The 15,158-nt window shown below is 65.0% G+C and carries 12 protein-coding genes; 5 read left to right on the top strand and 7 right to left on the bottom strand.

Annotation, left to right across the window (positions count from 1 at the left end; all coding sequences use genetic code 11):
- Positions 1-28: 28 nt before the first annotated feature.
- Positions 29-361, top strand: coding sequence for a hypothetical protein (locus tag FB389_RS05280; RefSeq protein ID WP_142111693.1), 333 nt, complete (start codon positions 29-31; stop codon positions 359-361).
- Here the strand turns inward: FB389_RS05280 and FB389_RS10560 are convergent.
- Both FB389_RS10560 and FB389_RS05270 read right to left on the bottom strand, forming a co-directional pair.
- Complete coding sequence (locus tag FB389_RS10560; RefSeq protein WP_211344956.1) at positions 345-986, bottom strand: type II toxin-antitoxin system PemK/MazF family toxin; 642 nt, start codon at positions 984-986, stop codon at positions 345-347. The two genes, FB389_RS05280 and FB389_RS10560, sit on opposite strands and share 17 nt — an antisense overlap.
- Positions 983-3,424, bottom strand: coding sequence for a DEAD/DEAH box helicase (locus tag FB389_RS05270; protein WP_246043533.1), 2,442 nt, complete (start codon positions 3,422-3,424; stop codon positions 983-985). The genes FB389_RS10560 and FB389_RS05270 overlap by 4 nt, the downstream gene beginning before the upstream one ends.
- A gap of 54 nt (positions 3,425-3,478) precedes the next feature.
- Here FB389_RS05270 and lplB point away from each other — a divergent pair, with 54 nt between their 5' ends.
- Both lplB and FB389_RS05260 read left to right on the top strand, forming a co-directional pair.
- On the top strand, positions 3,479-4,570 hold the full coding sequence (gene lplB / locus FB389_RS05265) for a lipoate-protein ligase small subunit (RefSeq protein WP_142111692.1): 1,092 nt from the start codon (positions 3,479-3,481) through the stop codon (positions 4,568-4,570).
- 6 nt (positions 4,571-4,576) lie between these two features.
- Positions 4,577-5,287 (top strand): endonuclease/exonuclease/phosphatase family protein, encoded by a 711-nt coding sequence (locus tag FB389_RS05260; protein ID WP_142111691.1) that lies wholly within the window; start codon positions 4,577-4,579, stop codon positions 5,285-5,287.
- A gap of 69 nt (positions 5,288-5,356) precedes the next feature.
- Here the strand turns inward: FB389_RS05260 and FB389_RS05255 are convergent, their stop codons facing one another.
- Both FB389_RS05255 and FB389_RS05250 read right to left on the bottom strand, forming a co-directional pair.
- Positions 5,357-6,370, bottom strand: coding sequence for an LLM class flavin-dependent oxidoreductase (locus FB389_RS05255; protein ID WP_142111690.1), 1,014 nt, complete (start codon positions 6,368-6,370; stop codon positions 5,357-5,359).
- Positions 6,371-6,471: 101 nt separating this feature from the next.
- Positions 6,472-7,302: a class I SAM-dependent methyltransferase gene (locus FB389_RS05250; protein ID WP_246043532.1), complete on the bottom strand. Its 831-nt coding sequence runs from the start codon at positions 7,300-7,302 to the stop codon at positions 6,472-6,474.
- Between the two features lie 67 nt (positions 7,303-7,369).
- Here FB389_RS05250 and FB389_RS05245 point away from each other — a divergent pair, with 67 nt between their 5' ends.
- Positions 7,370-7,960, top strand: a complete 591-nt coding sequence (locus tag FB389_RS05245) for a helix-turn-helix domain-containing protein (RefSeq protein ID WP_142111689.1) — start codon at positions 7,370-7,372, stop codon at positions 7,958-7,960.
- On the opposite strand, the gene FB389_RS05240 is transcribed toward FB389_RS05245, so the two are convergent.
- From FB389_RS05240 to FB389_RS05230, 3 genes are all read right to left on the bottom strand, one after another.
- On the bottom strand, positions 7,950-11,273 hold the full coding sequence (locus tag FB389_RS05240; protein WP_142111688.1) for a ricin-type beta-trefoil lectin domain protein: 3,324 nt from the start codon (positions 11,271-11,273) through the stop codon (positions 7,950-7,952). The genes FB389_RS05245 and FB389_RS05240 overlap by 11 nt on opposite strands.
- A gap of 97 nt (positions 11,274-11,370) precedes the next feature.
- Positions 11,371-11,775 carry a hypothetical protein gene (locus FB389_RS05235; protein WP_142111687.1) on the bottom strand — a complete coding sequence of 135 codons (405 nt, stop codon included), beginning with the start codon at positions 11,773-11,775 and terminating at the stop codon, positions 11,371-11,373.
- 14 nt (positions 11,776-11,789) lie between these two features.
- On the bottom strand, positions 11,790-13,379 hold the full coding sequence (locus tag FB389_RS05230; RefSeq protein ID WP_142111686.1) for a S1 family peptidase: 1,590 nt from the start codon (positions 13,377-13,379) through the stop codon (positions 11,790-11,792).
- 206 nt (positions 13,380-13,585) lie between these two features.
- On the opposite strand from FB389_RS05230, the gene FB389_RS05225 reads away from it, so the two are divergent.
- Positions 13,586-15,124, top strand: coding sequence for a DUF7059 domain-containing protein (locus tag FB389_RS05225; protein WP_142111685.1), 1,539 nt, complete (start codon positions 13,586-13,588; stop codon positions 15,122-15,124).
- Positions 15,125-15,158 lie beyond the last annotated feature (34 nt).

Here is a 15,158-nt window from a genome sequence, read left to right as displayed (position 1 = left end):
CGTTTTCGGAAGGCCAGGTGATGACGCAATGACTTCGGTGATGGCCGCGATTGTCGCAATTGGTGTGGCGCTGGGCTCGGTGCTCGCGATGGTGATTGGGAATCATATTGAACGGGTGCGGGTGCAGGGGGTCGCAGATATCGCCGCGGTGGCAGCGGCGACCGCAGCGCAAAGCGACAGATTTCCCCCGTGCCAAGTGGCAACCGAGGTCGTCGAGCGCGCCAAGGGGGTGGTGGGAAGCTGCGACGTTGATGCCGCGGGAGTGGCTTCCGTGATCGTGCGTCTTGACCCGGGTGGGCCCGCCGGATCGGCGCGGGCAGGGCCCCAGGAAGCAGCGGGGGAGGTTAGAGCGCGGCCGTGATCGCGTCGTAGAGACTCTTGGCGACGATTGCGCCCTCGCGCCGGATTGCGTTCGGGTCGACGCGAATGATGCGGTCCAGGCGCACCTCGGATGGGCGGCCCGCCTTGTCCCACGGACCTGTCCCGATGTCCATCCAGCGCCTGCCGTACCTCGCTTCACGCTCCAGGTCGCGCGTGTGATCCTTGCTTGTGAGCATCAGGGCCAGCATCCACTCGCCATCGGTCCCGATAACTAGCACCGGGCGGTCCTTGCCCTGGGAATAATCCTCCTCGAACGGCACCCATGTCCACACGATTTCTCCGGGATCGGCGTCCCCATCGAGGTTGGGCGCATACTGAGCCGTGATGCTTCCGGTGTAGTCGCCCGGATAGTCCGCCGTCGCTGCGGGCTTTGGCCGGGACTGCGGTCGCGGGGTCGACGTCCTCGCCTGGTCCCCGTTCGTAGCCGCACCAGTTTGTGCAGAAGCGGCGGAACCGGTGCTCCCACCCGCGGAGCCGGCGAGCTTGCCCGTGGTAGGGGTGGAGGTTCCTGCGGTGCGGGCGGGCTTGCCTGTCCGAGCTTGGCGGTTCCTGCGGGCGGAGGACTCCTTGAGGAGTGCCTGGATAATCCGTGCGAAGGTTCTCATAGGACATTATTCTCCGCTAGCGGCGCGTGAGAGAGCACCGCGCGCAAGAAGCGAACGGCGCTCGCCTTATCGAGCGGGTGATTCCCGTTGCCACACTTGGGGGACTGCACGCACGCCGGGCACCCCGCGCGGCACGGGCACGAATCGATCACGGCTAGGGTGCGTTCCAGCCATGTTTGTGCCACCCGGTAGCCTCGCTCAGCGAATCCGGCGCCGCCGGGCGCACCGTCATGCACAAAGACTGTCGCCCGGTCGGTTTGCTCGTGCCACGCAGTCGACAGCCCACCAATATCCGAGCGGTCGCAGGTGGCGAACAGGGGCAGCAGGCCGATCGCGGCGTGCTCGGCCGCGTGCAAGGCGCCGGGGATTTCCGCCCGCGCCAGGCCGACCTGCTCCAAGACGTCGCCCGACACCGACCACCACACGGCGCAGGTCTCCAGACGGCGCACGGGCAAGGTCAGCCCAAATCGCCCCAACGATACGTTGTCGGCATTGTTCTTGCGTTCGAACTCGACAACCTGAGAACTTACGGCAACATCTCCAAAGCCCCACCGCACGGCGCCATTGCCCCAGGCCGTCTGCATCCGGGCGGCAATGATCTCCGTGCTGGTGACGGACCTCGACCACGTGTGGAAATGAACGTCCGCACGCGAAACAACGGCAAGAAGGTCCTGTGGGTCATATGCGGTGACTTCAAATGTCGCGCCTTGATGGGTGTAGATCGCTCCCGCGTGTAGCGCAGAATCCGCCCCCGTCGCATCCTGGGTGCCAATGACCACCCCGGATTCGCCGTCCAGAATCGTGACCGTTCCCGCGCCCGAACCGCGCAGGTCAGTCAGCGCAGACGCTGATTCGTGCCGTCCCCAAAACCAGCGGGAGCCGCGTTGGCGTAGGAATCCGGCGTCTGCCAGCTCCCGGGCAAGGTCCGCGGCGCCCTCGCCCAGGTACGCCAGGCCCGCGTCGTCCAACGGCAACTCGGCCGCCGCCGCGCACACGTGCGGCGCCAACACATACTTGTTGGCGGGATCGATGATGCTTGCCTCCACGCTCGCGTCGAACAGCGCGGGCGGATGGTCGACGAGGTACATGTCCAACGGGTCCTGGCGGGCAATAAGAATGACCAACCCCGAACTCCCCGCCCGCCCCGCGCGCCCGCCCTGCTGCCACACAGACGCCCGCGAACCCGGCCATCCGGCGATCACGACCGCGTCGAGGCCCGCAATGTCGATCCCCAACTCCAGCGCATTGGTCGTGGCGAGCGCCCGCAGGCTTCCCCGGGAAATCGACTTTTCTAAGGCCCTCCGTTCCTCGGGAAGATACCCGCCTCGGTAGGCGGCCACGCGCGCCGAACCAACCTGGTCGCGTGCCACGGCCGCAACGGTTTCAGCGCCGCGCCGCGACCGCGTGAACGTCAACAAGCGCGCACCGGCATGCGCCAGCTGACCGGTGATGATTCCAGCCTCGGTCACCACGGAGCGGCGCGCGTCGGTGGCCTCGGGAGACAGCGCGCCAGCAAGGTCCGAATCGTCCACGTCATCGTCCAGCAGCGCCGCGGAATCGAAGGCATCGGCACGCACATCCTCCAAGCGCGGCGGTTGCCACAGGACAAACAGTCGCTCGCCGACGGGGGCCTCGTCCCTATCAATTACCGCGATCGGTGCATCGCGCATTCCCACAAGCGATTGCATGAACTGCGAAGGGTCGGCGATTGTTGCGCTCGCAACGACGACGGTCAGCGGCGGCGAACCGGGGCGCGCATAGTGGGCGCGAAGGCGCATGAGTCTGCGCAGAATCAGTGCCAAGTGCGCCCCGAGCAAACCGCGGTAGTAGTGGGCCTCGTCGATCACGACGTACTGCAAGGAGCGCAACAGCCGCACCCAGCGCTCGTGACCGGGCAGCAGCGTGTAGTGCAAAAAGTCGGGGTTGGTCAGCACAATGTCCGTATGGGCGCGTACCCAGTCGCGCACTTCCTTGGGGGTGTCGCCGTCGCAGGTGTCGGCAGTCACATCGCGCAAAGCGGCGCGGCCCAGCAACCCCAGCAACGACTGTAATTGGTCCGCGGCCAGCGCCTTGGTGGGAGCAAGATAGATCGCCGTTGCCCGCGAATCCCCGCCGATCTTTCCCGCATCGAGCGCCCGCTTGCCGTCAACCACTCGCGTGACGATAGGCAGCCAGTAGGACAACGATTTGCCGGAACCGGTAGACGTCCCCAGCACCGTGTGCTGGCGGTTCCATACCGCTTCGGCGCCGCGCACCTGATGCCCCCACGGGCGCTCGACACCCGCGCCCCGATAGGCGGTGACCAGGCTGGGATTGGCCCACGCGGGCCAGTCTTCGTGTACCGCACCGCGACCCGGGATGCGGTGGGTATGGCGAACCTGCCCGTGATCACCCACGCGGGACATAAGGGTTGCAAGCACGTCGGCAGCACTGGTCATTGCGCACCATCGTGGCACACCTTTTCGCGGTAAACAGCGGGTAATGTCGTACCCATGCGTGGAGAATTCAAGGTCCCGGGCGAGAAACTGGTCGCGGTTGACCTGGAAGTTGAGGACGACCATCTCACGGAGGTGCACGTCAGCGGCGATTTTTTCCTAGATCCCGACGAGGCGCTGGCGATCATCGATAGGGCGCTGGTGGGTCAACCCGCACACGCGCCGGCGGGGACGCTTGCCGCCGCGATCACGGACGCGATCGCCCGGGCGGAACAAGATGCTTCGTTTGGTGTGCCGATCACCATGGTCGGTTTCGACGCGCACGCGGTGGCGATGGCCGTGCGGCGGGCCCTGGGGCACTCGAGCGGATGGCACGACCACACGTTCGAATACCTGGACACCGGGGTGCGTCATCCCGCCTGGCACGCGGCATTGGACCAGGTCTTGGGCGAGCAAACCGCCGCCGGGCTGCGCGGCCCGACGCTGCGCTTTTGGCAGTGGGATTCGGCGGCGGTGGTGATCGGCTCCTTCCAATCGCTGCGCAACGAGGTCGATGATGCGGCCGCCCGCGACTTGGACGTCGATATTGTGCGGCGGGTCTCAGGCGGCGGCGCGATGTTCATGGAAGCGAACAACTGCATTACGTTTTCCCTTGTCGTGCCGGCATCCCTGGTCGACGGTATGAGTTTTGAGCAGTCCTATGCCTTCTTGGACGACTGGGTGTTGGAGGCGCTGGCGTCCGTGGGCGTGCAGGCCAGGTACGCGGGCCTGAACGATATCGCCTCGCCCCAGGGAAAGATCGCCGGTGCGGCGCAAAAGCGCTTCGCCCCGCGCGCAGGCGGGCCGGGGGCGGTGCTGCACCACGTCACGATGGCCTACGACATTGACGCCGACAAGATGCTGCAGGTGTTGCGGATCGGGCGCGAAAAGCTATCGGACAAGGGGACTAAGAGCGCGAACAAGCGCGTCGACCCAGTGCGGTCCCAGACGCACCTGCCGCGCGACCAGGTGATCGGCCGGTTCTTGGACACGTTCAAGAACCGCTACACCACTGTTGAAAGCGAACTGACCCAAGAAGAATCGGCGCGGACCGCGGAACTGGTCGACACCAAGTTCCGTGATGCCGAATGGACTGCACGGGTTCCGTAGGGAACTGTGAAATACCCCGATCCGTTGCGCCTGCTGACTTATAACGTCAAGCACCTATCCATGGACCCTGCGGGGGTTGCGCAGGTTGTGCGCGCGTGTGACCCCGACGTTCTGGCGCTGCAAGAACCTCCGCGCTGGCTGTATCGGGGGCGCCTGCGTGCGCTTGCGCGGGCGACCGGAATGCGCGTGGTAGTGCGCGGTCGGGGTGCCAGAACCGCGGCGATTCTGGTGCGCGACGGCATCGATTGCGGGCGCGGCTCTGCGCTGCGGTTCCGCGTCTGGGGCGCGCGTCAGCGCCCGGCAATCCCGATCCTGCGCGGCGCGGCCATGGTGTGGGTTCGCGGCGTGCGCGTGGTGGTTGTTCACCTGTCGCTCGATCCGGTTGAGCGTGCGCGCCACGTCCGGACTCTGTTGAAAAATACTGCGAACGAGCGCCCCGTCACCGTGATCACGGGCGACTTCAACGAAGGGCCGGGGTCGGCAACCTGGTCGGCGTTCACCGGTGCGGGTCTTATAGATGCTGGCGCGGTGTGCGCGGCCGATGCCGGGGGCGCGGCCGCCCCGACGTTCCCCGCGGCGGCACCGCACTCGCGGATCGATGGGGTCTTTGCCGGACCCGAAATCGAGGTCGTGCAGTGCCGGACTGTGAATGCGCCGCCGGCACCGACCGCGAGCGACCACTTACCGATCCTGTCGGTTTTGCGGGCGCGGAGCTAGGCCGCGCCCGCAAAACCGCTGGACCACTTCTGTTCGGGTGGTTCTTAAGGGTTAGCTAGCGCCCGACCCCTACCGCCACCCGGCAGCGGGTGCCACATGCTTGACGATGTTTTCAAGCAACGCAGCGTTGTAATCGACACCCCGCTGGTTCGGAACGGTAACCAGGACCGTGTCGGCGGCCTGTACGGCCTTGTCGTTGGCAAGCTCTTCGGCGATTTTGTCCGGTTCGCCGATATACGACTTGCCGAACCGCGCGATCGTGAGCGGGTCGATGTAGCCGACCTGTTCGGAATCCTGCGCGCTGCGATGCCCGAAATACTGCCGATCCTGCTCGGAGACCAACGGTGTGACAGAGCGCGATACGGACACGCGTGGCTCTCTACCCCAGCCGCCCGCGGCGAATGCCTCGCGATACATGCGAATCTGTTCGGCCTGGAGTTCATCGAACGGCACGCCAGTGTCCTCAGTTAGCAGGGTTGAACTCATCAGGTTCATCCCCTGCTCTGCGGTCTTGATCGCGGATCCGCGCGTACCGGACCCCCACCAGATGCGTTCGCGCAGAGTCTCCGAGCGAGGTTCGATCGCGACTCGACCGCTGACTCCGGTGCGGGCTGGGTCGGATTGCGCCAGCTTCGCGCCCTCGATCGCGGCAAGGAATGCCTCGGTATGCCGGGCTGCCATTTCGGCGTCCGTGGTGCCCGCGGGCGGGATGTTACCGAAGACCTTGTACCCGTCGATGACAGTTTCGGGCGATCCTCGCGAAATGCCCAATTGCAGGCGTTCGCCGCTCAACAGATCGGCGGAGGCGGCCGTTTCCGCCATGTAGAGCGGGTTTTCGTACCGCATGTCGATGACGCCGGTGCCGATTTCGATGCGCGAAGTGCGCATCCCCACCGCGGTCAAGAGCGGGAAGGGCGAGGCGAGTTGGCGCGCGAAGTGGTGGACGCGGAAATACGCCCCGTCTATGCCGAGTTCCTCGGCGGCAACGGCCAGGTCAACCGATTGGTGCAGGACATCGCTCGCGGTGCGAGTGAGGGTGCGCGGGTGCCAGTGGCCGAACGATAAGAAGCCGATCCTTTTCACATCAGGGTGTAGCGCCGCCGCCCGCAGATATATTCCCGTGCATGTAATTTCCGTCCGGCTCGTTTCTCAAGGACCGACGGACGAGGCCCGCCTCCCCGACATCAACCGTTACGACGAAAGAGCAGTATTCCGTCCTCGAGCTCGGCTAGCTCTCCGTTGGGGCCGGTCGCCGCGCGCACGCGCGACTCGACCAGGAGCGTCTCCCACTCGTCGTCCGCGAGGGACAGCATTTCGGCCTCGGTCTGCGGCGGCACTAAGCGGTGGTGATGGTCGCCGTGCGCGGAGCGCGACCACGGCGGGGGAGCAGCGTGCGTGGTGATGAGTAGGTGCCCGCCGGGAGCCACAAGGTCCGCGCCCGCGCGCAGGATGCTGATTCGTTCAAGTTCGACCGGCGAATGTAGGAAGCTCGCGGTGACCAGGTCGAATGCGGATGCGGGTAAGGTCGCCTTGCCCAACCGCGAAAGGTCGAGCGCAATGAATGTTGCCGATGACGCAAGTCCCGCGGCGCGTGCGCGCTTGCGCGCCCGCGCCAGCGCCGTCTCCGAGATATCGATTCCGGTCGCTCGCCAACCGTTATTAGCCAGCCACAGCACGTCGCCGCCCTCGCCGCAGCCCAGGTCGAGGGCCGTTCCCGGGGTGAGGTTGGATGCGATTTGTTGCAGTTGGGCGTTCACCCGCCCGGACCACATGGCCCCGGATGCGGAAGCGTAGCGCCGCTCCCAGTAGGCGGCGGGATCTATTGGGGTGGCGTCCGTCGGGTCCGGGTGGCCGGGGCCGGCGGTGGTGTTCGCGGTGGTATCGCCGGTGGTCTCGCTAGTGGAGCCCGTGGTGGAACCCGCGGTGGTGCGCCCGGCGCGTCCTTCGGGGTCCTGCGGCGGCGTTGGATGGCCGCCCCCGTGTTGCGACCGCGTGCGTGAGTGATGATGTGTCATCCGTTCATGGTGGCGGCAGCTTCCGCTTCGGTGCAAGAATGTTTGCCAAAACGGCAAGGAGAATCGCATGGATGCCTTGGAATCCGTAGGCCCGCGCTTGCGAGCTGCGCGCAGGTCTCGGGGGCTAACTCTGGAAGACTTATCGCGGGAGACGGGGATCTCGTCCTCAACAATCTCCAGACTCGAGGCCGGCAAGCGGCAGGCGACCCTCGAACTGCTGGTACCGATTTCGCGGCACTTGCATGTCAAGATCGACGATCTGCTGGCGGGGCCGACCCCCGATCCGCGGGTGCGCCGCGCGATCATCCGCGCGCCAGGAGCGATTATCACGCCCCTGGCGGGGCCGGGATCACCCATCCAGACCGCCAAGATCACCCTGCTGGCACGCAGGGACCCGCCCGCCTTGCGCACTCATTCGGGCTACGAGTGGCTGTACGTGCTGGCGGGGCGAGTCCTGGTGCGGCTCGGCGGCAACTCCATCACGTTGCTGCGCGGGGAAGCCGCCGAATTCGATACCTCAGTACCGCATTCCATAAGCGCGGCCGGCGGCAAGCAGGCGCAGATAATCAGCATCTTCAACGAAGAAGGCGCGCGGATTCACACTCGTGTCGGCGGGGACGGGTACGCTGGCGGTCCGCCCGGCACGCTTACCTCTTGACCTTGACGGTCAGCTTCTTCGTTGCACTCTTGAGCGCGGAATTTCCGGAATAGGTGGCCGTGATCCGCCCGGTTTTGCGGTTCTTGCCTGCCTTGATCCTTACCTTTGCCGAATACGACCCGGCGCTCTTACGCACTTTCGCCGAGCCCAGCTTCTTCTTGCCCACGCGCAGCGTGACGGTTCCCGTCACCGCAACGCCTGCTGGCGCTGAGACTCCAACACGGAGGACCGCCGCCTTGCGAACGCGGATCGTCTTCTTGGTGCGGGCGCCGGTGGTGATCTTCACCTTCTTGATCGCGGACCTGGCCGGGGCGAATGTGGCAGTGGCGCGGGCCACCACGGATGCGCCTTGGACCGGACGATACGTCAGGGTTATTGGCACCGCCACTGCCTGGAACCGCTTGGGCATCGAGAAGGTGGCTGCTCCGCCGTGCAGCGTGCGGGTCACCTTCGTGCCGGCGATGGTTGCAAGAACGGATCCGGTTGCCGGCTCGAAGCCGTCGGCTACGTAAACGGTAAGCACGCCCGTCCGCGCCACCACGTTGGCGAGCCCGGCCGCGGTGATCGTGTAGCTGCCAGATTTCCACGAGGCGGCATCGGCCGTCCCGCCCGTCATGAGCGTCGCTGTCAGCGTCGACGATTGGCTTCCGGCGCTACCCCCGCCGGTGTCGTTGCCGCCTCCGGTGTTGCTGCCGCCTCCGGTGTTGCTGCCGCCGCCGGTGTTGCTGCCGCCGCCGGTGTTGCTGCCGCCTCCGGTGTTGCTGCCGCCGCCGGTGTTGCTGCCGCCGCCGGTGTTGCTGCCGCCGCCGGTGTTGCTGCCGCCTCCGGTGTCGTTACCCCCGCCGGTGTCGTTACCCCCGCCGGTGTCGTTGCCGCCTCCGGTGTCGTTACCGCCGCCGGTGGATTCGCTGGAAATGTCCCACCGCTGGTTGGGGTTTGTGGTATCACACGTCCAGGTTTGCAGCTGCACGTTCGAGGTGACGTTGCCATCAGTCAGGTCGAGGCACTGTTCCGTTCCGGCGAGTTGCACCGCCCGGGACGCGGTGAAATCCCACTTCTGGGCGGACTGGCCCGTGCATTGCGTGAGGAATAGCTTGGCCCCATCCGCCGCGGCGGTGTTGGAATCGCTGGCGCGGTAGGCAACGCACAGTCCGCCGATCCGCAACGAATCATCCGCAGCCCGGTCGATTTTCGTCGCGCTGGCGCATGCCACCGATTCGACGTTCACTCCGACCGCCGCGGTCTGGCCGATCCCCAGGCACTTGTTCGATGCCTTACCGCTCGCGATCGAGGTGGTACCGACCGTGGAACGGTTCGCAAGCAGCCACCTTTGTCCGCTCGCGGCGGTAGAGCATGCGCTCAACTGCAGTTGGGTGAAGTTATTGGACGAGTCCCCCGGCACCGCCAAGCACAGGCCGCTCGGCGACTTGATTGCATTGCCCGCCACCGTCCAGGTCTTGGTGCGGCTGGCATCGCAGTCGTACAACTGCGCTACGGATCCGACGGTGTCGGCGGCAGTCGTCACGCACTTGCCGCGGATGCGTATCGTCTTGTCGTCGTTGCGATGCTGGAATCGCTGCCCCTTTGGCGTGCCGTTGCATTCATACAGCTGGATCGCCGTTCCGTTCGCCTTGGTCTCGGATCCGGAGCTCAGGTCAAGGCACTTGCCCGACCCCGCTCCGTCGGCCACATTGATGATGGCTCCGGTGGGCCCATCCGCCTCGTTTACGACAGGGTCGGCGGGCTCGACGGCCGTCGGTGTTCCCCAGGTGAAGGTAGCGATCGCATTTTCCTGCAGGTTTTCCACGAACGACTTTCCTTCGAACGTGACCTTGACGCTTTGCGCACCTCCACCGTTGTGGACGACCACGGCGTAGGTGCCGTCCGGATTCTTGAAGGCCACGTTGGATACCGAACTGGTGGTTTCGGAGGATTTGATGCGCACCGCCCCCGGAACCACGAACTTGGAGAAGTGCCCCAGGACGTAGTAGCCGGCGTTGCGCGTGTAGTTGCCGTCGGACTTGACCGTGGTGATGCCCGAGCAATTCGAGTCGTTCTCGTTGTTCGATCCCTCGGGGACGCATACCCGGTATCCGGTGGGGAACGGGCCATGCGAGGAATTGAGCGCCAGATTCCAGAATGACAGCGACCGCGACCAGTTGCGCAACGCCGGAATCGCGTAGTTTTCCATGTGATACCAGACGGTGTCGGAGAAGTCCTTCGCCGCGTCCCCCGTTTCGGTTCCCGAGCACTCCGTGAAGAAGATGTCCTTGTTCGGATACTGGTTGTGCACGGTGGTCTGCGCTGAAGCGCTCACTCCGTCTTTGAACACATAGCAGTGCCATGCCGTGCCCGCCACCGCGTCGCCAGACTGCGCCAGAACCGTCGAGGGGTAGCTGGTGTTGTCCCAGTTGTGATCCCAGCCAAGAATTTTTGTCGACAGTCCGGCCTGCGCCAGCTTCGCGGCAGTCTTTTTCGCCACCGATGCCTGCTGCGATGCGTCCATCTTCATGCCCGGGTAGGCGGGAGCGAATTCGGGCTCATTTTGCAGGGATATGTAGGACAGCGTGATTCCACGCGCCGCATACTGCTTGACCACCTCGGTGAGATACGTTGCATACGCATCTTCCTGGTCGGATTTGAGGCGTCCGCCGATATTGCCCAAAATGGAATTGTTCTGTCTCATCCAACCCGGCGCCGACCACGGCGTCCCCATCACGGTGATCCCGGAGTTCTTTGCCAGTGCGCGGTTGACCATGTCGATCGAGCGATTATCGGCGCCGACGTCCACGCCATTGCTTTGATTGTCCTGGTAGGTGTAGAACAGCGACCCGGTTGCTGCGACCGTACTGCGACCCTGCGGCGCGATGTAGTCGGACGCGCCGAGCGGCTGCCGCAGCCAGGAGAGTCCTATGCCTTCGCTGGATGAGGTGCTGCGCGAAAACAGGTCCGTGAACCACTTTTCTTGATTGGTGGAAGACAGCGTCGACACGTTGTAGCTCGAGGTGTCCGTGAGGGAAGCGCCGAACCCGGCAATCGACTGGTACGTCTGGGACGCGTCCAACTCAATCGTCGCATTGGCGCCGCCGGCGCTGGACGACCACGCGAGGTCCGGCTTGTGCTCCATGCGTGAGCCCCAGGAGTTGTTCGTGTCCGTCAACCAGAATGCGACCGCGCCGTCGGCGGCATCCGCGGTCGACGGGCCAATGACGGTCGCGGACCCGAGGGCAAGCAACGTTGCGCTAACGAGTGCGGTGAGTCTGCTTCTTGACTTGCTAGCAAAGACGGGAGCCACCAATGTCCTCCTTGACATCACGGAAAACCGTGCCTGGCAGCGTTGTCAGACTCGGCGTCTATAACGTTACCATTTCGCGGCCACCGGGGCGCGGCGTGCTGCAGATGAAGTGCGCCTAGTCGTCGACCTGAAAGCCGAAGGGGTCCTGCGATGAGTCCCAGGGGCTGGTCGCACCGGTCGAATCGCCGAAGTGCTCGACTATGTCCGCGCGTATGGGCCAGAGTATTGCGCCCAAGACAATCAGGAACACCAAGAAGCCGATGCCGCCGCGCGACCTAGGCTTTGTCGCGGACTCGACTCCCGCAGGCAGGGACTCGTCGGGATCTTTGTACCCCGCGGAGGCCAGCATGGCGGCCGTGTAGTCCGTCTCCTCGCGGCGACGGCGTTGCGTACTCGCGATAATCAGCGCCGCGCCGATGACGATGAACGGGATATACGATCGATCGGGCGGACCGGCCCATTCGGCGATGACGCCACCGACGAGGCCGGCCCACCCGATTCCGCGGATCACTGAACGCATGCGCTCATGCTAATTTACTTCTTCCACCACTTCTGGTTGGCCGTCCCGGAGCACTGCCACAATTGCAGCTTTGCACCGTTGTTCTTGCCCCAATCTTGAACGTCGACGCACTTATTGGCGTGCTTGTTGACCAGATCCTTCGCTGAGTTGAGGGTCCACTGCTGGTTGGCGCCGCCCGTGCAGTCCCACAACTGGACCTTGGTGCCGTTACCCGTGCCCCAGCCCTCGGCGTCCAGGCACTTTCCGCCGACGCGCAAGCTGCCGTCGCTCCGGAACTCGATTCGCTGCGCGTTGGTGCCATTGCAGTCCCAAATCTGCACCTTCTTGCCGTTGACGAACTCCGAGTTGGGAACGTCAATGCACTTGTTCTGCCAGCCCTGGATGGACGCGACCTGCGTGCCGCTCGACGTACCGCCGCCGACAAGTAGTTTGAGGTTCCACTTTTGCAAGATCGTATTGATCGGTTGGAACCACGAGCGGCAGTTATTCATGTCGAGGTTCGATCCCGAGGTGATTCCCTGCGCCTGATCGTTCCAAACGTAGGCGCCCCCGGAGTCCCCGCCTAAGGCGCATGCCGAAGTCTCCGTGGCGACAACGGGGTTGGCGCCGTTGTTGTAGTTCAGCGTCACGTTCTTCTTCAACACGTAGCCGCAGGTCCACTTCGTGGTTCGTCCCGCTTTGCATAGGTGCGACCCAATGGGCGCCTCGGATGAGCCATTGATGTCGACGGCGCCGCCGCCGTTCCAGTGCGTAACTTTGCCGCGTCCGGTCCAACCGTTCTCATTGCGTGCGTAAGCTGCATCGATGCCGCCACCGAACTGCTGCGCCACAACGGTTCCGATCTGCGTGCCATTGAGTTCTGTCTTGAGAACGTGGCCGGGCCCCTCGACCGCGCAGTGCCCCGCGGTGACAAAACCGCCCTCGACCGCGAACGCGAGGGTGCAACCGCTGAGCGGGTCACCGCCCCAGTAATCGCGCACGGGCACTATGGAATCCTGGGAAACCTCGACCGCGAATTGCCCGGCCTTGAGGCCCGCGCTCTTTGCCGCCGAGTTGGCCGCTGCCTTCGACTTCGCCTGAATGACGATCTTATTCGTGACCGGATCTACCCACCACGACGTGACCTTGCTGCTGATCGATCGCGGGGTCTTGCGCAGTTTCGTCGCCTTCTTCTCAAGCTTCTTGACGGTCGTCGCGACAATCTTTACCTTCTGCACGCCGAGCTTCTTCGCCTTCTTCGCGGCCTTCTTCGAGGTCACCGTGGCGGCGATGGTCCCCTTCTTGGTGATCCACAGGCTTGAGAACTTGCCGCCGAGCTTCTTGCGCAGCTTCTTTTCGACCTTGATGGCCTTGGCCTCGAACTTGATCCGCTTCTTGGCTTGTTTCTTGGACAGGCTGAGATCTCGCTTCATGGCCGCGTACACGTCGTCCTGCGTGGCGCCCGCGGCGGCAGCGGCAAGCGTCCCGCCCGCAGTCCTTGCGGGTGCCGCGGCGGCGGCCGCGGGCTGCGCGGACGCGCTGTTGCCCGCGACTACCGCCGTGACGGACACAGTTGCGAAGAGCGCGAACGAACACAAGATCGCGCTGAGTTTCCGTGGATTCACTTCCTTGCCTTCCGTTGTTGCGGCCGCTCGACGCTGAACAACCGCACTGTGGTTTCCTATGCGCGGGCAACGACTTCGCTGTCGCCGCCCGGTCGCGACTTAGTCAAACCGGTTGACTAGCTCCACAGTACCCTGACAGCGTTGTCACCGCGCGGCGAGTGCTCACGCTGGCCCGCCGGCGCGCGCAACGCCCTAGGGTAGAAACCATGTCTACACCACCGCTGAGCATCGATGACCTGGCCCTGCGCGACCTGCGCGCCGACCTCTCGAACGCCAACTACACCGTCGCCGCGGTCGAAGCGCTGCTGGGCCCCGTGGCGGCCGCGGCGCTGAGCCGCGAGCAAACGGTGCCGGCGCTGCGGGTTGCGCGGGCCGCCAACGGGCCACTGGCGACCCTGGTCCGCCTTTTCATGCTGGGCGACGCCGTGACCCCGGGCGAACTTCGCGCCGCACTGCCCGCATGCCAGGAGGACGGGGCGACGTCGCTGGGATTGGCGGAACCGAGCGGCGATGGGCTGCGATGGGTGGCGGGCCTCGATCTTCGCCCGTACAGCGCCGTCGATAGCGCCGGGCCGATCGACTGGTGGCTCGCGTCTGACCTCTCCGAGATCCAAACCGGTCGAGCGCTCGCGGCCGACCACGTTTTGGGTGCGGGCGGCGCATCGCTGACGCTGGCCGCCTTGACGGTTCGCGCCCGCGTCGCGCTCGCGTTAGACATGGGCACGGGTTGTGGAATCCAGGCGATGCACGCAGCGCGGCACTGCGACCGGGTCGTTGCCACCGATATTTCAGAACGAGCGCTCCGTTTCGCCGCGTTCAACCTTGCCCTCAACGGCATCGACAACGTGGAACTGCGTGCGGGGTCGCTGTTTGAACCCGTCGCGGGCCAGTCGTTCGACCTCATCGTGTCCAACCCTCCGTTCGTGATAACCCCGCGCGCATCGCGCGACATACCCGATTACGAGTATCGCGACGGCGGCATGCAGGGCGACGCGCTGGTCGAGGCGGTGATCGGCGAAGCCGGGGCGCATCTTCGGCCCGGCGGAATTGCGCAACTGCTTGTCAATTGGGAGCAGTTCGGGCCGAAAGGGCCCGCGTGGCGGGAGCGTCTGGGGTCGTGGGTACCGGAGGATCTGGATGCCTGGTTGGTCCGCCGGGAGGAACTCGATCCTGCGCAATACGCGGAGACGTGGTTGCGCGATGGGGGGCTGACGCGCGACCGTGACACCAACGGCTGGGAGCGGGCATACGCAGACTACATCGAGGACTTCGAGGTGCGCGGAGTCGCCTCCGTCGCGATGGGGTTCGCCGTCTTGCATCGCCCCGCCTCGCCGCGGGAGACATGGAAATCGATAGTCGAGCATGGGGGGCAGGTCATTCAACCCCTCGGGGAGACCATCGAACGCGGCGTGGCGGCGCGCACGTGGCTGGCCGAAAACCCCGCTGACCTGGTCAACACCCGGTTCGTGGTCGCCGATGATGTCACCGAGGAACGGTATTACCGCCCGGGGGATGCGGACCCGGCCGTGATCATGGTCCGCCAGGGTTCCGGACTGTGCCATCACGTCAACGTCTCCGGCGAATTCGCGGGGCTTTTGGGCGCATGTGACGGGGCGTTGTCCATCGGGCAACTCATCGCCGCGATCGCCGCGATCGTCGCGGAGCCCGCCGATTCGTTGACCGCGAGGTTGCTGCCTGAAATCCGCGCCGCATTCGTTGACGGGATCTTGCGTGTAGCAAACTAATGGGTGGAAGGCAGTGGCGGCCCCGGCTTGTCGC

This window comes from Rarobacter incanus (genome assembly GCF_006715765.1).
Taxonomy (GTDB): Bacteria; Actinomycetota; Actinomycetes; order Actinomycetales; family Cellulomonadaceae; genus Rarobacter; species Rarobacter incanus.
Note: the sequence above shows the minus strand (reverse complement) of the source record. Positions and strands in the feature narration are given on the sequence as shown.